The organism is Rhodanobacter ginsenosidimutans (assembly GCF_042655685.1).
GTDB lineage: Bacteria > Pseudomonadota > Gammaproteobacteria > Xanthomonadales > Rhodanobacteraceae > Rhodanobacter > Rhodanobacter ginsenosidimutans.
On record NZ_JBHSMM010000001.1, the window covers coordinates 495,348 to 518,175 of the forward strand.

At 66.9% G+C, this 22,828-nt stretch carries 21 protein-coding genes; 6 read left to right on the forward strand and 15 right to left on the reverse strand.

Translation table 11 applies throughout. The features are described 5' to 3' along the window. The first annotated feature begins 113 nt into the window (after nucleotides 1-113). Nucleotides 114-989, forward strand: a complete 876-nt coding sequence (locus ACFPK0_RS02070) for a methylglyoxal synthase (protein WP_377338020.1) — start codon at nucleotides 114-116, stop codon at nucleotides 987-989. Between the two features lie 68 nt (nucleotides 990-1,057). On the opposite strand, the gene ACFPK0_RS02075 is transcribed toward ACFPK0_RS02070, so the two are convergent. From ACFPK0_RS02075 to ACFPK0_RS02100, 6 genes are read right to left on the reverse strand one after another with little or no spacing between them, the layout of a single operon-like run. Then, nucleotides 1,058-1,966, reverse strand: coding sequence for an SMP-30/gluconolactonase/LRE family protein (locus ACFPK0_RS02075; RefSeq protein WP_377338022.1), 909 nt, complete (start codon nucleotides 1,964-1,966; stop codon nucleotides 1,058-1,060). Beyond that, nucleotides 1,963-2,730: an SDR family NAD(P)-dependent oxidoreductase gene (locus ACFPK0_RS02080; protein WP_377338024.1), complete on the reverse strand. Its 768-nt coding sequence runs from the start codon at nucleotides 2,728-2,730 to the stop codon at nucleotides 1,963-1,965. Before ACFPK0_RS02080 ends, ACFPK0_RS02075 begins: the two co-directional genes overlap by 4 nt. Before the next feature lie 5 nt (nucleotides 2,731-2,735). After that, nucleotides 2,736-3,884, reverse strand: coding sequence for a galactonate dehydratase (gene dgoD, locus ACFPK0_RS02085; protein ID WP_377338026.1), 1,149 nt, complete (start codon nucleotides 3,882-3,884; stop codon nucleotides 2,736-2,738). Then, complete coding sequence (locus ACFPK0_RS02090) at nucleotides 3,881-4,516, reverse strand: 2-dehydro-3-deoxy-6-phosphogalactonate aldolase (protein ID WP_377338028.1); 636 nt, start codon at nucleotides 4,514-4,516, stop codon at nucleotides 3,881-3,883. Before ACFPK0_RS02090 ends, dgoD begins: the two co-directional genes overlap by 4 nt. Next, on the reverse strand, nucleotides 4,513-5,484 hold the full coding sequence (locus tag ACFPK0_RS02095; protein WP_377338030.1) for a 2-dehydro-3-deoxygalactonokinase: 972 nt from the start codon (nucleotides 5,482-5,484) through the stop codon (nucleotides 4,513-4,515). Before ACFPK0_RS02095 ends, ACFPK0_RS02090 begins: the two co-directional genes overlap by 4 nt. Beyond that, nucleotides 5,468-6,142 carry a FadR/GntR family transcriptional regulator gene (locus ACFPK0_RS02100; RefSeq protein WP_082520210.1) on the reverse strand — a complete coding sequence of 225 codons (675 nt, stop codon included), beginning with the start codon at nucleotides 6,140-6,142 and terminating at the stop codon, nucleotides 5,468-5,470. Before ACFPK0_RS02100 ends, ACFPK0_RS02095 begins: the two co-directional genes overlap by 17 nt. Nucleotides 6,143-6,436: 294 nt before the next feature. Between ACFPK0_RS02100 and ACFPK0_RS02105 the strand changes: the two genes are divergently transcribed. The 3 genes from ACFPK0_RS02105 (at nucleotide 6,437) to ligB (ending at nucleotide 10,243) form a co-directional block, all read left to right on the forward strand. After that, nucleotides 6,437-7,606 carry an aldose epimerase family protein gene (locus tag ACFPK0_RS02105; protein ID WP_377338032.1) on the forward strand — a complete coding sequence of 390 codons (1,170 nt, stop codon included), beginning with the start codon at nucleotides 6,437-6,439 and terminating at the stop codon, nucleotides 7,604-7,606. A gap of 72 nt (nucleotides 7,607-7,678) precedes the next feature. Further along, nucleotides 7,679-8,446: an NRDE family protein gene (locus ACFPK0_RS02110; RefSeq protein WP_377338034.1), complete on the forward strand. Its 768-nt coding sequence runs from the start codon at nucleotides 7,679-7,681 to the stop codon at nucleotides 8,444-8,446. A 114-nt stretch (nucleotides 8,447-8,560) separates the two neighbouring features. Further along, nucleotides 8,561-10,243 carry an NAD-dependent DNA ligase LigB gene (gene ligB, locus ACFPK0_RS02115; protein WP_377338036.1) on the forward strand — a complete coding sequence of 561 codons (1,683 nt, stop codon included), beginning with the start codon at nucleotides 8,561-8,563 and terminating at the stop codon, nucleotides 10,241-10,243. Between the two features lie 27 nt (nucleotides 10,244-10,270). On the opposite strand, the gene ACFPK0_RS02120 is transcribed toward ligB, so the two are convergent. From ACFPK0_RS02120 to dinG, 3 genes are all read right to left on the reverse strand, one after another. Further along, on the reverse strand, nucleotides 10,271-10,672 hold the full coding sequence (locus tag ACFPK0_RS02120) for a YchJ family protein (RefSeq protein WP_377338038.1): 402 nt from the start codon (nucleotides 10,670-10,672) through the stop codon (nucleotides 10,271-10,273). 42 nt (nucleotides 10,673-10,714) lie between these two features. Next, nucleotides 10,715-10,912, reverse strand: coding sequence for a hypothetical protein (locus ACFPK0_RS02125; RefSeq protein ID WP_056082576.1), 198 nt, complete (start codon nucleotides 10,910-10,912; stop codon nucleotides 10,715-10,717). A 160-nt stretch (nucleotides 10,913-11,072) separates the two neighbouring features. Then, nucleotides 11,073-13,193: an ATP-dependent DNA helicase DinG gene (gene dinG / locus ACFPK0_RS02130; protein WP_377338040.1), complete on the reverse strand. Its 2,121-nt coding sequence runs from the start codon at nucleotides 13,191-13,193 to the stop codon at nucleotides 11,073-11,075. A gap of 275 nt (nucleotides 13,194-13,468) precedes the next feature. On the opposite strand from dinG, the gene ACFPK0_RS02135 reads away from it, so the two are divergent. Both ACFPK0_RS02135 and ACFPK0_RS02140 read left to right on the forward strand, forming a co-directional pair. Further along, nucleotides 13,469-16,372 carry a bifunctional diguanylate cyclase/phosphodiesterase gene (locus ACFPK0_RS02135; RefSeq protein ID WP_377338042.1) on the forward strand — a complete coding sequence of 968 codons (2,904 nt, stop codon included), beginning with the start codon at nucleotides 13,469-13,471 and terminating at the stop codon, nucleotides 16,370-16,372. A 69-nt stretch (nucleotides 16,373-16,441) separates the two neighbouring features. Then, nucleotides 16,442-16,609, forward strand: coding sequence for a hypothetical protein (locus ACFPK0_RS02140; RefSeq protein WP_156458986.1), 168 nt, complete (start codon nucleotides 16,442-16,444; stop codon nucleotides 16,607-16,609). A gap of 55 nt (nucleotides 16,610-16,664) precedes the next feature. On the opposite strand, the gene ACFPK0_RS02145 is transcribed toward ACFPK0_RS02140, so the two are convergent. The 6 genes from ACFPK0_RS02145 to ACFPK0_RS02170 all read right to left on the reverse strand — a co-directional run bounded on the left by ACFPK0_RS02145 (nucleotide 16,665) and on the right by ACFPK0_RS02170 (nucleotide 22,741). Then, the gene (locus ACFPK0_RS02145) at nucleotides 16,665-17,318 is read right to left on the reverse strand and encodes a DsbA family oxidoreductase (protein ID WP_377338045.1); all 654 of its coding nucleotides are present in this window, start codon (nucleotides 17,316-17,318) and stop codon (nucleotides 16,665-16,667) included. Between the two features lie 180 nt (nucleotides 17,319-17,498). Beyond that, on the reverse strand, nucleotides 17,499-18,845 hold the full coding sequence (locus ACFPK0_RS02150) for a type II toxin-antitoxin system HipA family toxin (RefSeq protein ID WP_377340218.1): 1,347 nt from the start codon (nucleotides 18,843-18,845) through the stop codon (nucleotides 17,499-17,501). 32 nt (nucleotides 18,846-18,877) lie between these two features. Then, complete coding sequence (locus ACFPK0_RS02155) at nucleotides 18,878-19,135, reverse strand: helix-turn-helix domain-containing protein (protein ID WP_082546030.1); 258 nt, start codon at nucleotides 19,133-19,135, stop codon at nucleotides 18,878-18,880. Between the two features lie 77 nt (nucleotides 19,136-19,212). Continuing rightward, nucleotides 19,213-20,853: an NAD(P)/FAD-dependent oxidoreductase gene (locus ACFPK0_RS02160; RefSeq protein WP_377338047.1), complete on the reverse strand. Its 1,641-nt coding sequence runs from the start codon at nucleotides 20,851-20,853 to the stop codon at nucleotides 19,213-19,215. 113 nt (nucleotides 20,854-20,966) lie between these two features. Then, on the reverse strand, nucleotides 20,967-21,473 hold the full coding sequence (locus ACFPK0_RS02165) for a DUF1993 domain-containing protein (protein ID WP_377338049.1): 507 nt from the start codon (nucleotides 21,471-21,473) through the stop codon (nucleotides 20,967-20,969). Then, nucleotides 21,470-22,741, reverse strand: a complete 1,272-nt coding sequence (locus tag ACFPK0_RS02170; RefSeq protein WP_056606332.1) for a TCR/Tet family MFS transporter — start codon at nucleotides 22,739-22,741, stop codon at nucleotides 21,470-21,472. The genes ACFPK0_RS02165 and ACFPK0_RS02170 overlap by 4 nt, the downstream gene beginning before the upstream one ends. Between the last annotated feature and the right edge of the window lie 87 nt (nucleotides 22,742-22,828).

A 22,828-nucleotide genomic window follows, 5' to 3' on the forward strand; every position in this document is an offset into this window, starting at 1 on the left:
ATTGTCACGCAGGTTGGTTAAGCTTCCCGTCTGTCGAGATGTTCATGGCGCGGCGCCCGGCGCTGGCCGATGGATCGACGCAACTCAATCGATGCATGTTCAAGGAGAGCACTATGCGCATGGGCCTGGCTGCCAACCAACGCCACCACGGTCACGACGATGCGGCGTTGTTTCGCTGGCTGCGTGCCTGCGAGCCGGGTATCCGCGAGCTGGAACTGGGCCTGCACGCGGTGGGCCGAACCTGCGACGCCATCGTCCGCGCCGGCTGGCTCAACAACTATCCGGCGTTGCGCCGCTATCCCTATGGCCGCGATGGCGGCTTGATGAAGCTGGTGGCGGAGGTCGTCGGCCTGCAGGAATCGGAGCGCGCGCTGGATGGTGCGATCTACCTGATCGATCCGGTCGACCCGTCCTCGATCTTCCCCGAGGCGATCGCGTTGAAGCGCCAGTGCGTGATCCACCAGAAGCCGTTCATTTCGACGGTGGCGTCGGCGCGCGACTGGGTGGAGATCGAGCGCATCCACGCCGGTTTCGCGCCGGACCCCGGCGCCAGCGACCTGCATGCGCTGGAGACGCATACGCTGGCGCTGATCGCCCACGATGCGATGAAGCCGCAGATGCTGGCGTTCGCCGCCGAACACTTCGACCTGCTGTCGCGCTTCGCCGCCCGCGTGGCCACCGGCACCACCGGCCAGCGGCTCAACGAACTGGCCTGGAGCCGCGGCTGGCCGCAGGACAAGCTGTGGGTGCAGCGCTACCAGAGCGGCCCGATGGGTGGTGACGCGCAGATCGCCGACCTGGTGCTGGAACGCCGCTGCCAGCGCGCGATCTTCTTCGAGGACCCGCACGTGGCGCGCCAGCACGAGGCCGATATCCAGCTGCTGGAGCGTGCGGTGACCACGGTGACCGACGCCACCGTCTGCATGACCTCGCCAAACGTGGCCGCGCGCTGGGCCGAAGCAGTGGCGCTGCGCAAAGCAGCCGTCTAGACGGCTGTTTTGCCAAAACCCGGCACGAGTGATACGCACCGGGTTTGGCACGACTCAGTTCGAGCCGCTCAGCTGAGCGAAGGGTTGCCGCCGAAGCGGGCCTCGGCGAGGCCGCGCACGCCCGCGGGAGCAGGTGTGGCGAACAGCGCGCCGTTGCGCGGTTCATCGCGCACCGTAGCGGTGGACAGGCCGTCGCGGGCGCTGGTGATGTACAGCGTGTCCAGCGCCGCGCCACCCAGTGCCGGCCGCGTCGGCTGTCGTGCGGGTAGCAGCACGATGGTGTCTTCGCGGCCATCGGCGCGGTAGCGCACCACGCGCGACATGCCCCATTGCGCATTCCACAAACCACCCTCGGCGTCCACCGTGGAACCGTCGGGGTCGCCTTCGATGCCAGCCAGGTCGACGAAGGTGCGCGGGGCACCCAGGCTTCCATCGGCCGCGTAATCGCAGCACTGGATGCGCTGGGTGGGCGAGTCGCAGAAATACATCGTGGTGCCGTCGGGGCTGAAGGCCAGACTGTTGCTGATCGCCACCGACGGCAGCGGCAGGCGTTCCAGCGACAGGTCGGTGTTCAACCGGTAGAAGCCGCCGATGGCCTGTTTCGGCGCATCGCCTTCGGGTTCGTGCATGGTGCCGAAGACGAACCGGCCCTGGCGGTCGCAGACGGCGTCGTTGAGGCGGGTGGGCAGATCGGCTTCCACTGCGGCGATGGGTTGCAGTTCGCCGCTGTCGAGGTTGAAAAACGCCAGCCGCGAGGCAAGTCCCAACAGCAGCCAGCCATCGGCCTCGCACAGCGCGAACGAAGCCAGCCGCTCGGGCATCGCCCATTGGCGCGTGGCCCCGTCGTGCGGCGTGTAGCGCCACAGCGTCGAGGCGAGGATGTCGGTCCAGTACAGCGCCTGCGTGCGCGGGCACCACTGCACGCCCTCACCCAGCCGGTTGGCCGCCTCGACGACGGGTTGTGCCGAGTTGCTCATGTCCAGCCTCCGTCGATGATCAGATCCTTGGCGGTCAGCATACGGCTGTCGTCGGCCGCCAGGAACAGCGCGCCGCGGGCCAGGTCGTCGGCCATCACGTGGCCGGGCAGGCATTGATTGCGGGCGATGTCGGCTTCGCCCTCGGCGTCCAGCCACAACCGCTGCTGCTTCTCGGTGATCACCCAGCCGGGCACCAGGCAGTTGATGCGGATGTGGTGCTGGCCCAGTTCGCGGGCCAGCCCCGCCACCAGGCCGTGGATGGCGGCTTTGGCCATCGTGTACATCGGATAGCCCGCGTTCTTGATCATCCAGCCGGTGGAGCCCAGGCAGATCACCGAGCCGCCGCCCAGCGCTTTCATGTCCTCGACCACCGCCTGCGTGGCGAAATACTGGTGGCGCAGGTTCACCGCCACGCTGCGCTCGAAATCGGCGGCGGTGGTGGCGGCGAAATCGTGCCGCACGTCATTCGCGGCGTTGTTGATCAGCACCGCGATCGGGCCGATGTGCGCGCGCGCCTGGTCGATCGCGCCCTTCAGCGCATCCAGGTCGGTGAGGTCGCAGGCGATGAACAGCGGCGTGTGGTTCACCTCGCCCAGGCCATCGAGCAGTTGTTGTGCCGAAGTGGCGTCGACGTCCAGGAACGCCACCCGCGCACCCTGGCGCGCGAAGTGCTCGACGAAGGCGGCGCCGATGCCGCTGGCGCCACCGGTGATCAATACCGCGCGGTCGGCGAGGCTGGGATAGCTGGCGTAGGCGGGCTTCATCGGGGTCACCATTCCGCCACGCTGTTATCCGCGTGGCGCCAGATCGGGTTGCGCCAACGATGGCCGACGGCGGCGCGTTCGGCGACGTATTCCTCGTTCACCGTGATGCCCAGGCCGGGGCCGCCGGGGATGGTGACGAAGCCCTTTTCATAGGCGAAAACGCTGCGGTCGCTGATGTAGTCGAGCAGGTCGTTGCCGGCGTTGTAGTGGATGCCCAGGCTCTGCTCCTGGATGAACGCGTTGTGGCACACCGCGTCGATCTGCAGGTTCGCTGCCAGCGCGATCGGGCCCAGCGGGCAATGCAGCGCCAGCGCCACGTCATAGGCTTCGGCCATCGCGGCGATCTTGCGGGTTTCGGTGATGCCGCCGGCGTGCGAGGGGTCGGGCTGGATGATGTCCACGCCACCGCGCTGCAATACGCGCTTGAAGTCGTAGCGCGAGTACAGCCGTTCGCCCAGCGCGATCGGCGCGGGCGAAATCGCCGCCAGTTCGGGGATCGCCTCCAGATGATCGGACAGCACCGGCTCCTCGATGAACATCAGCTTGTACGGCGCCAGTTCGCGCATCAGCACCTTGGCCATCGGCTTGTGCACGCGGCCGTGGAAATCGAGCCCCAGGCCTACGTTCGGCCCTACCGCCTCGCGCACCGCCTGCACGTTGGCCAGTACGTGCTCGACCTTGTCGTGCGTGTCGACGTATTGCATTTCCTCGGTGGCATTCATCTTCACTGCGGTGAAGCCGCGCCCCACCGCCTCGCTGGCGGCCCTGGCCGTATCGGCCGGGCGATCGCCGCCGATCCACGAATACACGCGGATGCAGTCGCGCACCGGGCCGCCCAGCAGCGCATGCACCGGCACGTCCAGATCCTTGCCCTTGATGTCCCACAGCGCCTGGTCGATGCCGGCGATGGCACTCATCAGGATCGGGCCGCCGCGATAGAAGCCGCCGCGATACATCACGTTCCACAGATCCTCGATGTGGCGCGGGTCCTTGCCGATCAGGTAATCGGAAAGCTCATCCACGGCGGCGGCCACGGTATGCGCGCGGCCTTCCACCACCGGCTCGCCCCAACCGCTGATGCCCGCATCGGTGTCGATGCGCAGGAACAACCAGCGCGGCGGCACCAGGAAGGTGGTGAGCTTGGTGATCTTCATGCGCGTTCTCCCCGCGGCAGCACAGCCCACGCTCGCGCAAACGCCTGCGCGCGGCGGCCCACGTCGGCCACGTCGCGGCCGGGCGCGTAAAGCGCCGACCCGATGCCGAAACCGTTGGCGCCCGCGTCGACGTAGGGTTGCATGTTGTCGGGCGTGATGCCGCCCACCGGCAGCAGCGCCAGATCGCGCGGCAAGACCGCACGCCACGCTTTCACCACGGCCGGGCTGACCTGTTCGGCCGGGAAGATCTTCAGCGCATCGGCGCCGGCTGCCAGCGCGGCGAACGCCTCGGTGGGCGTGGCTACGCCGGGTGTACAGACCATGCCGGCGCGCTTGGCGGCGGCGATCACCTGCGTGTCCGCGTGCGGCATCACGATCAGCTTGCCGCCGGCGGCAGCGATGTCCTCGACCTGCGCCGGCGTCATCACCGTGCCGGCGCCTATCAGGCAGCGCTCGCCCAGCCGTTCATGCAGCAAGCGGATGCTTTCCAGCGGGTCGGGCGAATTCAGCGGCACTTCCAGCATGCGGAAGCCGGCGTCGGCAATCACTTCGCCGATGGCGACGGCCTCACGTGGGGTGAGGCCGCGCAGGATGGCGATGAGCGGTAACGGGTCGAGCCAGGAACGGATCATCCGGGGAGCTCCATGGGGACGGGAGGTGTGCGATCGACGGCCAGGCCGGCGACGCGGGCGATGCGCCACAGGCCGCGCGCGGTAGCGTCGGCGATCCAGGTGGGGTCGGGCAGGTCGAACAAGGTGGCGGCGCGGCGGTAGCGCAGGCACAACGCTTCATCGCCGATCAATACCGGGATCTCGCCGCGATCGAGCCAGCCGGCGGCGAGCGCGGCGCGCCACTCTTCGCCAATCAGCAGGCCGGACAGATAGTCGGGCACGGCGGCGGCATCCAGCTTTCCTTCGAGCACCAGCGTGCGCGCGGAAAACAGCCGCGTCAGCACGCCGGCCGAGCCGCTGGCGCGGGCGGCGCGCACGCCGCCATCGAAGCTTTCGTGGTGGCGTGCTGCGGCGCGTGCATCGGGCAGGCCGGTGCCAAGGATCGAGTGCGTGCGCAGCAAGCCGTACAACTCGCCGGTCATCATCGTGGTGAAACCGGTGATGCGGCGCCGGTACAACTGCACCCATTTGCTGTGCGTGCCGGGCAACACCAGCGGCGTGCCTTCGGCGAGGCGTGGCTGCGCATCCAGCACGCCGATCAGTTGGGTTTCCTCGCCCCGCATCACATTGGGGCCCACGCCATCGCGCACGCCCGGAATGATGTGGATGCGGCGTCCGTCGGCGGCCGCTACCGTTACCAGATGGGCAGCCAACGCGTGCACGTCGGCGGGCGTGTCGACATAGGGCGCTTCGTGCCAGCCCTGCTGGCTGCCGACCATGCCGGCGGCCAGCACCGGGCATGACGGCCAGCCTTCGCAGATCGATGACAGCGCAGCCTCGAACCCACCTTGCGGCAACTGGCGGATGCCCCAGGCGCGGTGGCGGGTTTCGTGCACGCCGCCTTCGCCGTCGAACAGCATCGCGCGCAGGCTGGTGGTGCCCCAGTCGAGGCCGATCAGCCAGCCCATGGTTTCAACCTTTCTCCACATGGCGGCGCGTCTTGTTCGTGGGGGCGCTGGAGTCGGCGATCATGCGTTGCATGGCGCGCCGGGCGGCTTCGGGTTGCCGGCGACGCACCGCGTCGAGCACCTTGCGATGGTGGGGCAATGAATATTTGAAATTTTTCACGGTGCGCGCGGACAGCACGAAGAACGTGCCCAGCGCGGTTTCGATCACCGAGAACAGCGAAATCATCAGCTCGTTGTTGGTGGCGCTGAGCAGCGCCTCGTGGAAATCGAGATCGGCCTCGGCCCAGGCGTCCAGCGTCTGGGCGGCATCCATCGCGGCGTAGGCGGCTTCGAGTCGTTTGAGTTGTTCCTCGCTGCCGCGCCGCGCGGCGGCGGCAGCGGCGCTGGGTTCGATGATCTCGCGCATCTCCGCCAGCTTCTGCACGAAATCCTCGGTGGGCATCAGCGCGCAACGCCACGCCAGCACGTCGGCGTCCAGCTGATGCCAGTAGCGCGGGTCGCGCACGCGGGTGCCGACCTTGGTGCGCGACTCCACCAGCCCCTTGGCCGACAACACCTTCATCGCCTCGCGCAGTGCGGTGCGGCTCACGTTCATCTGTTCGGCCAGCAGTTCCTCGCGCGGCAGCACATCGCCGGGGCGCAACTCGCCACCCACGATGCGCCGCCCAAGCTCGTGCATGACGTGGCCGTGCAGGTTTCGGGGAGATGTCGACCTGATCATGGTCGCAGGCCTGCCGCACCGGCATCGATGGGTGGCCGGACGAGCGGGCGTCCAGCCACTCGCTGCCGGTCGCCTTGCTGAGAGCGGGGTGCAGTCGTCATAGTAAGTACGATGGTTGGAAGGGGCGCTGGCAAGGGTGTGCGGAAGGCCGGATGGCGTTGGGTATCGGCCCGGCGGATAGTTCAATTAGTCATACAATATTATCACACGGGCCGGCCGCGCATGGTGCTGTGCCCTTCAACGAGGCCGGACATGAAGCGAGCGAATCGGATCAGGCGGTGGTTGGGTTGGGCGGTGGTCGCGCTGCCATTGACCGCAGTGGCCAGCACGGCCACCAGCGTCACCCGTGGCGATTTCGGTACCATGCCGGATGGCCGCAAGGTGGGCGAGGTCACGCTGGACAACGGCCACGGCCTGGTGGCGCAGGTGATCACGCTGGGTGCCGCGGTGCGCTCGCTCAGCGCGCCCGATCGCGACGGCAAGCCGGCCAATATCGTGCTGGGCTCGATCGACCTGGCGGAGTACCTGGCCAGGCCGCAGTGCTTCGGCGCCACGGTGGGGCGCTATGCCAACCGCATCGCCAAGGGCCGCTTCACGCTGGACGGCCACACCTATCAACTGCCGCTCACTGACGGCGTCAATTCGCTGCACAGTGGCCCGATCGGTTTCGACAAGGTGTTGTGGACAGTGGTCGACACCGCGCACGACGCCAACGGCGCCAGCGTCACCCTGCGCTATGTCAGCCCCGATGGCGACATGGGTTTTCCGGGCAAGCTGACCGCCACCGCCGTCTACACGCTGGGTGCGGACAACCGGCTGACGATCGACTACACCGCCACCACCGACAAGCCCACGATCGTCAACATCACCAACCACATCTACTGGAACCTGGCGGGCGAGGCCTCGGGCAACGTGCTGAACCAGCGCCTGACGATCCCCGCGGACACCTACCTTCCGGTGGATGCGGGCGCGATCCCCACCGGCAATTTCGCCGACGTGACCGGCACCGCGTTCGATTTCCGCCAGGGCAAGCCGATCGGCCAGGACATCCATCGCAACGGCGAGCCGCAGTTGCTGATTGCCCATGGCTACGACCACAACTGGGTGATCAGCCGCCATCCCGACAACAAAATGCGGCTGATGGCGCGGGCGGAGGATCCCGCTTCCGGCCGCGTGCTGACCCTGCATTCCAACCAGCCGGGCCTGCAGTTCTATTCCGCCAATCATCTGAACGGCACCTCGATCGGCACCAGCGGCACGCGCTACCAGCACAACGCCGGGTTCGCGCTGGAGCCGGAGCTGTTTCCCGACACGCCGAACCAGCCGGCGTTCGGTTCGGCGCGCCTGATGCCCGGCCAGACCTACCGCAACCACATTGTGTATGCGTTCTCCACCACGGATGCCGTCGCGCCGTCGCCCTGAGGCCGGCCACGGCTGGCCGAGCCGTGGCGCATCGCCCACAATGGTCGGCATGTCGACCATCATTGTTCCGCCATGTGTCTGATCGCTTTCGCCTGGGATGCCCATCCGCGCTGGCGCCTGCTGCTGGCAGGCAATCGCGACGAAATGCACGCACGCCCCAGCGCCGCGCTGGCGCGCTGGGACGACCTGCCGATCATCGGCGGGCGCGACCTGCAGGCTGGTGGCACCTGGCTGGGCGTCACCGATGCGGGGCGCTGCTGCGTGGTGACCAATGTGCGTGATCCCAGCGATCCGCAATTGGGTGTGTCGCGCGGCATGCTGGCCACCGACTATCTGGCCGGTGCCGCCGATGCCGCCACCCACGCCACCCAATTGCTGGCATCGGCGGCCACGTTCCGGCCATTCAATCTGCTCACCTTCCACGGCCGTGACGGCTTCTACCTGGGCAACCGGCCGCAGCCACGGGCGCAGGCGATCACCCCGGGCGTGCATGGCTTGTCCAACGCCGATTTCAATACGCCGTGGCCCAAGACGCGCAACCTGATGCAGCGGCTGCGGCAGTGGATCGATGACGGCGGTGACGATGGCTTCGAGCCGCTGTTCGCGGCATTGGCGGACGAACAGCCCGCCGCCGATGCGGAACTGCCGCAGACCGGCGTGGGGCTTGAGCGCGAGCGGCTGCTTTCGGCCGCCTTCATCCGCGGCGAAAGCTACGGCACGCGCGCCAGCACGGTGGTGGCGATCGACCGCCACGGTGCGGGCGTGATCGTCGAGCGTCGCTACGGACCGAATGGCCGTATGGACGGCCAATCGTCGATACCCATCGGCGGCGCGGGCTAGCGATCGGCTGCGCCGCGTTGCGGCGACCGACTACGAAGGGTCAGGTCATGGGCCGCTACTCCGCAACCGGGCGTGCCCGTCACGCTGCGGTGACGATCACGATGCGGAACACACATGCGCAAGCGATGGCGGTGGCTGGGGGTGCCCGGTTTCCTGGTGGCCACGATGGCGGGGGCGACCTGTCCCCAGTGGACTGCGGCGCAGGCTCGGCAGGAACTCGGCGCGCTGCATGACCGGCTGGATGGCTGGAACCATGCTTACCGCGTGACCGGTCAGTCGCCGGTCGATGACGCGGTGTACGACCAGGCGCTGCAGCGGTTCGATCGCTGGCGCGCCTGTTTTCCCCAGCAGGCACCCGCACCCCTCGCGCATCTCGCTGACGCGCGCGGTGCGGTAACCGCGCCAGTGGCGCAGACGGGGCTGGCGAAGTTGCCCGATGCCGCCGCGGTGGCAACGTGGATGCGGTCGCACGGCAGCGATCTGTGGGTGCAGCCCAAGGCCGACGGGGTGGCGGTGACCTTGCTATATCGCGATGGCGAACTGCGCCAGGCGACCAGCCGCGGCGATGGCCTGCATGGGTCGAACTGGACCGCCAAGGCGTTGCGGATCGCTGCGATCCCGCGCCACCTACCCAACGCGCCGTCGCGGGTGGTATTGCAGGGTGAGCTCTACTGGCGCCTGCGCAGCCATGTGCAGGCGCGCGATGGCGGCGTCAACGCACGTTCGGCGGTGGCTGGCGCCATGGCGCGCGACACGCTGGGCGCGGCGACCGCGGCGCACATCGGCTTGTTCGTGTGGGACTGGCCCAGCGGCCCGGCCGACATGCCCTCGCGGTTGGCCGGTTTGCGCGCGATGGGCCTGATCGACAGCGCGGATTACACCCAGCCAGTGAGCACACTTGCCGATGTCGAGCGTTGGCGGCGGCGGTGGTACCGGCAGCCGATGCCGTTTGCCGCCGATGGCACCGTGCTGCGCCAGAGCCGGCGACCGGAAGCCTCGACCTGGCGGGCCGAGCCGCCGGAATGGGCCGTGGCGTGGAAATATCCTGCCGCCCAGGCGCTGGCCGAAGTGCGTGCGGTGACCTTCACCGTTGGTCGCAGCGGCCGTATTACGCCCGTGCTGGAACTGGAGCCGGTGCAATTGGACGATCACCGCGTGCAACGGGTCAGCGTGGGTTCGCTGCGACGCTGGCAGCAGCTGGATATTCGTCCCGGCGATCAGGTGGAAGTGGCGCTGGCGGGGCTGACCATTCCGCGCCTGCAATCGGTGGCGTGGCGAGCGCAGCAACGCCAGCCGGTGACGCCGCCCGATCCGGCGCAGCACGATACCCTCAGTTGCTGGCGATGGGCGCCAGGCTGCGAGCAGCAGTTCCTGGCGCGGCTGGTCTGGCTGGGCGGCAAATCCGGATTGCAGCTGGATGGCCTGGGTCCCGATACGTGGCAAGCCCTGATCGACGCCGGACTGGTGCACGGGCTGCTCGACTGGATGGATCTCACGGCCGCGCAGTTGGCGGCCGTGCCCGGCGTCGGCGATGCGCGTGCGGAGGCACTGCTGCACGCGTTCGCCGCCGCCCGTGCGCGTCCTTTCAAACGCTGGCTGCACGCGCTGGGCATGCCTGCCAGCGGCACCATCGCACTGACTGATTGGCACACTCTGGCGGCGCGCAACGATGATCAGTGGCAAGCCAGCGGAGGCATCGGGCCGGGGCGGGCGCAGCACCTGCTGGCGTTCTTCCGGCATGCCGACGTGCGTGCGTTGGCAGCGCACCTCCATGCCCTGGGCGTGATCGGGTTTTGAAGAAAGCCGCCGCGTCGCTGCGGGCGGTCAGGCCTTGATCTCGCCATCGCGATAGAACCAGCGATCGTTCTCCCGCACGAAGCGGCTGGTTTCGTGCTGGCGTTGCGCGCGACCTCCACCGAGCCGGTAGCGGGCCACGAACTCGACGGTGGCGTGATCGCTGTCGATGACGTGATGCTGGCGGATATCCAGCCCCAGCCAGGTCGGCGCCGGTTGCTGCGCGGCCAATCGCAACGACGCCGGCCGCGTATCGGCATGCCAGCTGGCCAGCAGGTAATCCTCACGCAACAGCACATACGCGCTGTAGCGCGAGCGCATCAACTGCTCGGCCGACTCAGCCGGCTTGCCGTCGTGCAGCGGGCCGCAGCAAGCGGCGTAGCCGGCGTCGTTGCCGCACGGGCACGGCGTCATGGTGTCGATGGATTTCATGCCGCACTTGTACCCGGTTTGGCGGCATTGTGCAGGTCGCGCTCAGGCGGGACGCCCACGCAGCACGCGCGCCGGCAACATCATCAGCGCACCGAGGAAGGCAAACACCGCCGTCACGGTAATGCCCACCAACCGCAGCGGCAGCAACAGCAACCACACGATCGGGTACAGCACCAGCGCCAGCAGCGCCAGCGGCCAGCAGAACACCAGCAGCAACAACCAAAGCAGGAAACCGGCCATGTCGTGTGCCTCGCGGATCGGAGAATGCGGTCACTCTAGCGCAGGGCCGTCGTGTGGCGTAGATGACTTTCGGTACCTCCGGGTTGCGGGAGCGCGAGATCAAGAGCGACCTAACCCGGCCCTCCCCTGCGAGCAGGGGATGCAGCAAGGCGCGCGCCGTTCAGGCGGTGCGCTCAATCACCCGCCGGAACGGCGGCAGTGCCTTCAGCATGCCGCTGCCGTAGCGCTTGGTGACCACGCGTCGATCCAGCAGCACGATGCGGCCCTGGTCGGTTTCGGCGCGGATCAGGCGGCCGCAATACTGGGTGAGCAGGCGCGTGGCCTCGGGGATGCTGACTTCGATGAACGGGTTGCGGCCGCGTGATTCCAGCCACTCGGCGTAGGTGGCGCCCACCGGATCGGTGGGTACGGCGAACGGCAGCTGGGTGATCACCACTGTCTCGCACAGCTTGCCGGGCAGGTCCAGGCCTTCGCCGAAGGAGGCCAGCCCGAACAGCGTGCTGCCCTTGCCGGCTTCGATGTCGGCGCAGTGCTCGGCGACCAGTTGCGACTTGCCCAGCGAGCCTTGGGCGCGCACCTTGCGCACCATCGCGATGGGCAGTTTCTGCAACACGCGGTCCAGTTTCACCCGCGAAGTGAACAGCACCAGATTGCCCGCATCCCAGTCCAGATGCTCGGCCAGCCATTCACTGATCTCCTCGGCGTGCGCCTCGCGTGCGTCGGGCAGTGTGCGCATCATCGGCACTTCCAGCCGTGCCTGCGCGGCGAGGTCGAATGGCGAAGGCAAACTCAAGGTCACCGCATCGCCGGGCAGCCCCACCGCGTCGGCGAAGCCACGAAAGTTGCCGCCCGCGCTCAACGTGGCCGAGGTCAGCACCACGCCGCTGGCGTTGCCCCACAGCACGCTGCGCAGCAGGCCACCGGCGGAGACGGCCGAGGCGTGGCAGACCAGTTGCTGATCGCCGCCCAGGGTGACCCAGCGCGCCATCGGTGGGGCGTTGTCGGGGTCCTCCGCCGCCCATGCGCGCCAGCAGCGGGCCTGTTTGTCGATCCGCTCCAGCGCGATGCCCAGTTCGCGCGACAGCGCCTCCTGGGTGGGGCCGCCGTCGGTCATCTCCACCACCGCGCGGCGCACGGCGGCCAGCCAGCGCTGCACCTCGTTGGTGTATGCGCTGAGCACTTGCGCGTGCGCCACCCACGCGTCCGGCAACTGGCCCAGCGAGCCGCGGTACATCGGTTCGGTCTCGGAAGGATCGGGCAGCCAGCCGAGGCGGATTTCCTTCTCCAGCTCCTCCAGCGTATTGCTGAGTTCCTGCAGTTTCTCGTCGCCCTTGTCCAGGCTGAGCTTGCCCAGGGTTTCCTTGTCGGTCAGTGAATAGGCCGCGTGCACCTGCCGGCCAAGCCGGCTCAGCTGGCGCACGGTGACGTTCATGTACACCTCGGCGGCGCCTCGATCGATCGCCTTGCCCGGCACGTGGTGGCCTTCGTCGAAGATGTACAGCGTCTCGTCCGGTCGCGGCAGGATCACGCCGCCCCAAGCTGGCTCGCCGTTGCTGGCGCTCTCGCCCGGCATGGTCAGGTCGGCCAGCACCAGATCCTGGTTGGCCACGATGATCTCGGCGTCTTCCACCGCGCGCCGCGCGGTGAAGAACGGGCAGTTCATGAAGTGCGCGCATTTGCGGTTGGTGCAGCCGCCGGCGCTGGTGGTTAGCATCGGGCGCAGCAGGTCGCTGACCGGCTCCGGCGCGCTGTCCATGTCGCCATTCCACTCGTGGCTCTCGAACGCGGCGCCGAGTTTGACCAGTGCCTGCTTGTCGCGTGGCTGCGGCGGCTTGGTCCACAGCACCAGGTCGGCATCGAAGCCGGCCAGGCCCATCTGCGCGGTGTCGTTGATGCTGTTGGCGGCCAGTGCCAGGTTGCGCGGACACAGATAGCGGCCGCGACCCTTGGCCAGCGCCACTTTCGCCTCGATGCCGTTGAGCTGCAGGTACAGCGGGATGTCGCGTTGTACCAGTTGCTCCTGCAGCGCCACGGTGGCGGTGGCGATCAACAGTTTCTTTTTCTGGAAGCGCGCCACTTCCACCCCGGCAATCAGGTACGCCATCGACTTGCCGGTGCCGGTGGGCGCCTCGATCACCGCCACGCCGCCTGCCTGGCCGAACGCCTTGGCCACCTCGGCGATCATCCGGCCCTGCGAGGCGCGCGCGCGGAAACCCGGCAGGCCGTCTTTCAGGCGTGCATAGGCGGCGCGGATGGCATCTTTGGTGGTGTCGGCAAGCATGCGTGGGTAAACCTGTGACGCTGGAAGGGCATCGCCGCGGCCGATGATGGCAGGCGCGGATGATGCCGCGGGCACCGGCCGTGCGCGCGGTGCGAGCAGCACAGTTTATATCGGTATTGCGCCGACGCCCGCTTGCGGGCACGCTCATGCGACGCGCAAGGGAGCGATGCGCGACAATAAGCCGTCGGCGGCCAACAGGCGTTGGCGGGCCGCGATTGGGGAACCTCAGAATGATGCAGGCGGGTGCTGTGCGATCGACGCCGTCAGAAGGCTCTTTGCAGCTGATATGGCTGGCGCGCCTCGCCGCTGCGCACACGCCCGACGAAGTCGGCGTGACGATTGCTTCACTGGCGCAGGCTCAGCCCGGTTGCGAGAAGGCGTTCGTGGTGTGGGGGCTCGGTGACCCCGCCAACCATTACAGCGCGCCGCCATGCTGGGTCGATTCTTCCGACTGGCCATGGTTGCAGGATGCCGCGCGCTCCAGTTCGGCGTGCCCGCATCCGGAACAGAACCGCGTGGCCCTGCGCATCTGCCAGCGGCCCGAGCCGGTGCTGCTGGTACTGACGATCGCGCGAGGTCAGGACGGCACCGGGCTCCTCGATGGCCTGGCGGCGCCGCTGCAATTGGCCGGTCAGCACCTGCGCCGGGCGCTGGAATGGTTCGAACTGCAGGATTCCCACCGTCAACTGGCGCGCTCGGAAACCCTGCAGCGTGCGCTGTTCGCCATTTCCGACCTGGCCGGTTCCGACCGCGACATGCCGGACATGCTCAGCGACATCCACGGCATTGTCAGCACGCTGATGTACGCGGAAAACTTCTGCATCGTGATGTACCACCCCGCCAACGACACGATCCGTTTCCTGTATTTCGTGGACGTGGAGGAGCCGGCCGTACCTGGCGATGGCCAGGACCTGCCGCTGAGCGCCATCGAGCACACGCTCACCTGGTACGTAATCCGCGACGGCAAGGCGCGCATGGGCAACACCCGCGAGCTGCGCAGTCAGGTGTCCGGCCCGATGAATCTGCAGGGCCCGGAAAGTTACGACTGGCTCGGCGTGCCGATGCTGCGCGACGGCCAGTTGGGCGGCGCGCTGGTGGTGCACAACTACCAGCAAGGTTTGGGCTTCACCAATGAGGACCTGGCCCTGCTGGAGTTCGTCGGCAGCCACATTCTCACGGCGCTGGAGCGCAAGCAATCCAAGGCCGATCTCGAGCAGCGCGTGCAACTGCGCACGCTGGAACTGGCTGAAGCCAACCGCGGCTTGCAGTTGGAGATCGTGGAGCGCCAGCGCGCCGAGCATCTGCAGGCGGCGCTGTTCCAGATCGCGCAGCTGGCGACCGCCGACATCGGCCAGGACGAGTTTTATCGCCGCGTGCATGCGGTGGTCGACGATTTGCTCAACGCCAAGAATTTCTACATCGCGCTGGTGTCCGACGACGGCAAGCGGCTGATGTTTCCATACTCGGTGGATGCGGCCAATCCGCAGCTGGCGGAGCGCCCGCTGGGGCGTGGCCTCAGCGAATACGTATTGCGCCACGGCAAGGCGCTGCTGGCCAACAAGGCCGACATCCGCAAGCTCGTGCGCAGCGGTGAAGCATCGTCGGCGCAGGCCGGTGCCAAGGCGACCTGCTGGTTGGGCGTGCCGCTGATCGTGGGTGACGAGGTGATCGGCGTGGTCACCGTGCAGAGTTATTCGCGCGATGTCGTCTATGACCAGGCGGACCAGGAACTGCTCAGCTTCGTCGCCACCCAGATCGCCAGCAGTTTGATGCGGCGGCGCTCGGCCGAGTCGTTGCGGCGCGCCTACGAAGAGCTGGAGCAGCGCGTCGAGGAGCGCACGCTGGCGCTGCGCAAGGAGATCATCGAGCGCGAACGCGTGCAGGACCAGCTCAAGCATCAGGTCATGCACGACCTGCTCACCGGCTTGCCCAACCGTGGCTACCTGCGCGATCGCATGGATCGCGTGCTGGCCGCCATCCGGCGCGAGCCCTCGCGCCGCTGCGCCTTGCTCTACCTTGATGTCGATCGCTTCAAGATCATCAACGACAGCCTCGGTCACCTGGCCGGCGACGAGGTGCTGAAAGAGGTGTCCAACCGCCTCGCCAACTGCGTGCGTTACCCCGACCTGGTAGCGCGGTTGTCCGGCGACGAGTTCGCCATCCTGGTGGAAGAGGTGGACAAACCCGCCGACGCCATGATGGTGGCGCAACGCGTGCTCGACGCCCTCAGCGCCTCGATGATGATCGCCGGCAAGGAGCTGCAGACCACCGCCAGCGTGGGCATTGCCATCGGCGACGGGCAGTACAACGCGGCCGACGAGATGTTGCGCGACGCCGACATCGCGCTGTACCGCGCCAAGGCGCTGGGTCGCAAGCGCTATGCGTTGTTCGACGAGACGCTGGCCAGGAACGTGATCGACGTGCTGGCAATGGAGGGCGAATTGCGCCAGGCGCTGGCGCAGGATCAGTTCGAGCCGTACTTCCAACCGATCTGCCACCTCGATGGTGGCAAGGTGGTTGGTTACGAGGCGCTGATCCGCTGGAACCATCCGCAACGCGGCGTGCTGCGCCCGGCCGACTTCCTCAAGATCGCCGAGGACAGCGGCCTGATCGAGGCGATCGACTGGCGCATGTTCGAGCTGAGCTGCACGCATCTGATGCGCGACGGCGCCGCCGACACTTTCATGACGATCAACGTTTCGGCGCTGCACCTGCGCCACGCCGATTTCGACGAGCGACTGATCGCCCTGCTGGAACGCACCGGCCTGCCACCCGCGCGGTTGATCGCCGAGGTCACCGAAGGCGCGTTGCTGGACAACCCCGAACGCGTGCGCGCGACGCTGGAGCGCCTGCGCGCCGCCGGCGTCGGCGCCGCACTTGACGATTTCGGCACCGGCTACTCATCGTTGAGCTACCTGCACTCGCTGCCGCTGCGGATGCTGAAGATCGATCGCGCCTTCGTGCACGAGCTGGACAAGGGCGCCAACACCAACAGCACCACGGTGGTCGCCGCGATTCTGGCGCTGTCGCGCGCGCTGGGTATCGAGGTGATCGCCGAAGGCATCGAAACCGACGTGCAATACGGTGCGTTGCAGGCGATGGGTTGCGAGCTGGGGCAGGGTTATCTGATGGGCTACCCCTCGCCCATCGCGCACTGGCTGACGTCCGAGAGCGCCTGACGCTCGCACGGCATCACGAATCCATCAGTGGCGGCGGCCTAATCTGGGCGAAAACCCCGGAGGAGCGCCATGACCCGTCCACCCGCTGACCGCAAGCACGGCACCGGCGATCGCAACGAGAGCGACGTCGCCAAACACGACGAGAAGCTGCAGGATCGCCGCGATGACAAAAAGGAAAAAGGCGCCGAGGAAGTGAAGCGCCAGTCGCATCGCGACATGGGCATCGAGCACCCCTGAAACGCTGGACTAGTACGTACCTGCGCGGTCAGCGAAAGCAACCCGCGCGGGGATTTCAGGCTGCCGCAACGATCTGACGCAGCGCCTGCTCGAAGGCCTCCGGCGGCTGCCCGCCGGAAATCAGGTGCTGGCCGTTGACGATCGTGGCCGGCACCGAATGGATGCCGCGCGACTGGAAGAACTGCTCCTGCGCGCGCACCTCGTCGGCAAATTCGTCGCCGGCGAGAATCTGCCGCGCACGCTCCGCATCGAGGCCCGCTTCAACCGCCAGCCGCACCAGCGTGTCGTGCGCGCTGACGTCTTCGCCGTCGGTGAAATACGCGCGCAGCAGGATCTGCTTCAACGCGATGTGTCGCCCTTCCAGCTCGGCCCAATGCAGCAGCCGGTGCGCATCGAACGTGTTGTAGACGCGGCTGCGCCGATCCATGTTGAAGGTGAAGCCCAGTGCGGCGCCACGTTCGCGGATCATCGCGCGGTTCGCGTCGATCTGGTCGGCCGAGCTGCCGTACTTGCGCACCAGATGCTCGGTGGAATCCTCGCCTTCTGCCGCCATCTGCGGATTCAACTCGAACGGCTGGAAATGAATCTCGGCAGCCACCTCGCCATCGAGTTTCGCCAACGCCTGCTGCAAGGACGTCAGCCCGATCGCGCACCACGGGCAGGAAACGTCGGAGACAAAGTCGATGCGGACGGAGGCGGGAGTGGTCATGGTTTGTCTGCCAATGAAGTGAACAGACAGGAGATTGGGGGTGGGGCTGACTGCTTCAAGGCGCTGCAGCGACGCCCATCGCAGGAAGCGCAGCGAATTGCACGGCGCCCGGCAGACGCTTTGCGACGACCTGCATGGCAACCACAGGCATGTGCGCGTGGGGCCTGGGCGAGGTTCAGCTCAACGTTTGCCGATTGACGTTGCTGATCGACGATCAGGCTCTCTGGCCAGCCGTTTGACGGCATCGGTCATGCCGCTTGCCACACGGTCGAACAGCTCCGCGGGGAAATCCTCCGGCAAGCGCTTTGCCATGGCATCGAGTGCGCGCGGGGTACGGTCGATGAGGTCTTCGATCATCGCCGAAATACGATCGCCGAGTCCCAGGCTTTCGGCCATGCCGACCCAGTGCCAGCGATGGATGTCGTGAATCAGGTAGTGGCGGTTGTCGCCTTCCACCGCCATCGCCAGCCGCGCCTTGCGCGCATCCATGCGGTTTGCGCCGCGGCCCTGGATGGGCCAGGTGGACAGGATGTCGTATAGCGGCGTGCGTCGATAGCGGCCGCCGGCGAGCAGGGTGAGGCTGAAATTCTTGGCGTGGCCGTCGGTGGCGCCCATGATCCAGAACACTATTTGCGTCCGGAAGAAGTTCTCGCGGTCCGTGTCGGCGTTTTCGGAACCGCGCAGGACATCCATGATCTGACGAACGCCCGGGCCGCCGTCGCTTTCGTACTTGCGGTTCGGCGGCAATCCGGTGACCTGGCAGAAATCCTCCTGCGGAATGCGCAGCCAGTAGTGGCCGTCGCGTGCGCGAATGCGATCGAAGCGCTCGACGATCAGGGCCTTCTGGTCTTCAAAACGGCCAATTTCAGCATGGGCAACGGGCAGGCCGTATTCGTGCACCAAGGCCATGCAAAGCCATTCCAGTTCGACCGACATGCGCATGTCGGCCTGCACATTGCCGACCAATCCCAGGGGCAACTTGAAAATGTGGGTGGATGGCGTGGCGCCGTGCGGGATACACCAGCGTCCGCGATGCCGCAGCAGCGCGGTCTTTTCCTGCGCACCGGCAATCGACAGGCGAAACGCGTCGTCATCGGCCGTTTGGCCCGGGTATCGGGACAGGGTGGTGTTGCGCAATACATCCGCGACCCCCGCTTCGTTGAGCGACGTGGCCTCGATGCGGCGGATGTCGCCCGGGTCCATTCCTGCGGGCAACAACTGGATGGCGCCGACGCAGTCGCGGCCGATCGCCGCGAGCAGGTCGAAGGGGGTCGTGGAGCGCGCGCCATGGCGATCGCGCAAGCGTTGCAGGATGCGCTCGTTGTCCGGAATCAGGTTCTCGAAATAGGCCGCGACCTTGTCGCCGCGCAAGACCGGTATGTCATTGCTGCGTCCATGGGCGTGTCCGAACGGCAGCGACAGTGACAACGGGCGTCCTGCTTCGGACTGGATCCAGCCGGCGTCGTAGGTCAGCCGATCGGCGGCACCTTTGGAGCGTTCCCAGGTGCCGACGTACTGGCCGTTCATCCATAGGTCCAGGGCCAGCGAGCGCGGCGTGGTTACCACTCCGGCGCGCCTGCGTCGCGCAAGTTCATTGTGGGTTTGTCCTGCACAAGCAGTTCGAGCCCCAGCACCTGGCATAACCGGTGGATCCGGTCGAACGAGACCCGGGCGGCATTGTTCTCCAGCTTGGATACGGCTTGGGTACTGATGCCGAGTTGCCGGGCGATATCGGTTTGGGTCAGACCGCGATTCAGCCGTGCACTACGCAGAATATCGCCCAACTGAGTGGGAAGGAGGATTGGCGTCGAATGCATGCACTTCAACCTATAGGTTGATATGGTGATGTTCAACTTACAGGTTTAAATGCGGCATTTCAACCCTTGGGTTGAAATTATGCAGACAAGCCTCGCGCCGCGATATCCCGCGCCACCGCTTCCGCCACCTTGATCCCATCCACGGCGGCGGAAAGAATGCCGCCGGCGTAACCGGCGCCTTCGCCGGCGGGATACAGGCCGTGGGTGTTGAGGCTTTCCAGGCTGTCGTTATCGCGGGTGATGCGCACGGGTGAGGACGTGCGGGTTTCGACGCCGGTGAGGATGGCGTCCGGCATCGCGTAACCGCGTATCTGCCGTTCGAACGCGGGCAGCGCTTCGCGGATGGCGGCGATGGCGTAATCGGGCAGCGCGCTGTCCAGGTTGCCCAGCGTCACGCCAGGTTGATACGACGGCTGCACGTCGCCGAAGTCGCGCGACGCGCGGCCGGCCAGGAAATCACCCACGAGCTGCGCGGGAGCACTGTAGTTTTCACCGCCCAGGACATAGGCGTGACTCTCCAGCGCGCGCTGCAAGGCGATGCCGGCCAGCGGGCCTTCGCCATACGGCGCGAAATCGGCGGGCTCGATGCCGACCACCACGGCGGCGTTCGCGTTGCGCTCGTTGCGCGAGTACTGGCTCATGCCGTTGGTGACCACGCGGCCGGGCTCGCTGGTGGCCGCGACCACGGTGCCGCCGGGGCACATGCAGAAGCTGTAGACCGAGCGTCCGCCTTTGCCGTGATGCACCAGCTTGTAGTCGGCCGCGCCGAGCATCGGATGACCGGCCTGCGGCCCGAAGCGGGCGCGGTCGATCACCGACTGCGGATGCTCGATGCGGAAGCCGATGGAGAAGGGTTTGGCTTCAAGATACACGCCGCGTGCATGCAGCATCTCGAAGGTGTCGCGGGCGCTGTGGCCCAGCGCCAGCACCACGTGATCGGCGCGGATCTGCTCGCCGCTGGCCAGCGCGACGCCACGGATCCGCTGTTGGCCATCCGCACCCGCTTCCAGCAGCAGATCATCCACGCGCTGGCTGAAGCGGATCTCGCCGCCCAGCGACTCGATCGTGGTGCGCATGTTCTCCACCATCGACACCAGCCGGAACGTGCCGATGTGCGGCTTGCTGACGTAGAGGATTTCCTCCGGCGCGCCCGCCTTGACGAATTCGGTCAGCACCTTGCGGCCGTGGTGCAGCGGGTCGCGGATCTGGCTGTGCAGCTTTCCGTCGGAAAACGTGCCCGCGCCGCCCTCGCCGAACTGCACGTTGGATTCCGGATGCAGCTCGCGCTTGCGCCACAGATCCCACGTGTCTTTGGTGCGCTCGCGCACTTCCTTGCCGCGGTCCAGGATGATCGGGCGAAAACCCATCTGCGCCAGGATCAACCCCGCGAACAGACCGCAGGGCCCGAAGCCGATCACCAGCGGACGGTGTTCGATTCGCGGTGGCGCCTTGGCCACGAAGTGGTAATTCGTATCCGGCGTGGGTCGTACATGCGTGTCGTCGGCGAAGCGCTGCAGCAGTTCGGCTTCGCGCGGCGTGTCGATATCCAGTGCATAGATCAGCACGATCGCGCCGCGCTTGCGCGCATCGTAGCCGCGCCGCGCCACCTGGTAACCGGTGAGGTCGGCCGCCTCGATGCCCAGCCGCCTGAGCAGCGCGGCGGTGAGTGCCGCCTCGCTGTGGTCGAGCGGCAGCTTGAGGTCGGTCAATCGCAACATGGGTAAATCCGGCGCATGGGTACTGCATTTTCGCAGATGTGGGTGGGGTGGGATCAAAGCGCCCCTCACCCCAACCCTCTCCCCGGACGTCGTCGGAGGAGAGGGAGCAGGGCTTACGCCTGGCCGACGAAATCCATCTTGCCGATCTCCGTGCCCGCCTCGCGCAGGATGTTGTACGCGGTGGTGCAGTGGAAAAAGACGTTCGGGATCAGGAAGTGCAACAGGTACGTCTGGCCGTCGAAATTCAATTCGCCGCTGCGCATTTTCAGATGGATGGCGCGGCTTTCGCTGCCGTCGATCTGTTCGGGCGTGAAACTCTTGATGTAGTCGGTGGCGCGCGCAATGCGGTCGTACGCCTGCTCCAGCGTGGTTTCGTTGTCCTCGAAGCTCTGCGGTTCCACGCCGGCCAGTCGGGCCATGCCGCGGGTCGCCATGTCGCAGGCAATCTGCACCTGCTTGATCAGCGGCAGCATGTCGATGATCAGCCGCGTTTGCAGCAGGGCTTCGTCGCTGACGTTCTTGGTTTTGGCGTGGGCCTCGCCCTTTTTCAGCACATGGGTGAGGTTGCCCAGGGCGCGGATGAAGACGGGAGCGGAGGCTTGGTACATGGACAGGGTCATGGTTGTTCCTGGGTTTCGTGGAGAAGGGGCGCGGCCACCGCCGGCGGTGGATGCCGGGTGACGCGGGCGGCAATCACCAGGCCCACCAGCATCAGCGTGGCCGAAAGCACGAAGGCTACACCGGGCAGGTGGATCGACGCGGAGGGTGCGATCGACAGCGCGAAAACCTGCGCGAAAAGATACGGCCCGAAGATGCCCGCGAAACTGCCGAGACTGCCGATCGCGCCCTGCAGCCGGCCCTGTTCGGAGGGCTCCACATGCTGGGTCATGATCGACTGGATCGGCGGCATCGCCAGTCCCCACAGCGCCAGCAACGGGACGCCGAACAGGAACACGCTGCCGCTGTCGGCCACGCCCATCACCAGGAACGCGCCGACGCCGAACGCCATGCCGGCCAGCAACACGCGGCGCTCGCCGAAGCGCGGCGCCAGCTTGCCGGTCAGCACCGCCTGCACGAAACCGTCGCAGGCGCCGACCAGCATCAGCACATAGCCCACCGCCTGCGGGCCCCAGCTGTAGCGGTAATCCGCGTACAGCACGAACACCGTCTGCAACACGTAATGCGCCAGGTAAACCAGAAACAGCACCACCGCCAGCCCGAATACTTGCGGCTGGCGGCGCAGCAGCTTCAGCGCCCCGAACGGGTGCGCGCTGTGCAGCTCGATGCGCGCGGTGCGACGTTCCTTCGGCAACGACTCGGGCAGGATGAAGCAGCCGTACAGGAAGTTGCACAGCGCCAGCCCCGCCGCCACCCAGAACGGCAGCCGCAACGCGATGCCGCCCAGAAAGCCACCCAGCCCCGGTCCGATGATGAAGCCCAGCCCGAACGCGCTGCCCAGGATGCCGAACGCGGCCGCGCGCTTCTCCTTGGGCGTGATGTCCGCGATATAGGCATTGGCGGTGCTGAAGCTGGCCGCGGTCATACCCAGCAGGATGCGCGCCACGAACAGCAGCCACAGCGTGGGCGCCAGTGCCAGCACCACGAAATCCACCGCCAGGCCGAGATTGGAGACGAGGATCACCGGCCGCCGTCCGAAGCGGTCCGACAACGCGCCCTGCACCGGCGAAAACACGAACTGCACGATCGCGAACACCGTGCTGAAAATGCCTACCCACCACGCGGCCTTGGCAATGCCGCCGCCGGCCAGCTGCTCGATCAGGTGCGGCAACACCGGGATGATGATGCCGAACGCCAGCATGTCCAGCAGCACGGTGACGTAGATGAAAGCCAGCGCGGCGCGATGGCGAGTGGCGGTCGGCGGGTTCATGGGGTGGCGCAGGAAAAGAAGCGCACGATAGCGGAATCATGGCGGCATGGCGCGCATTCGCCATCCGCGCCGTACGCTCGCATGTGG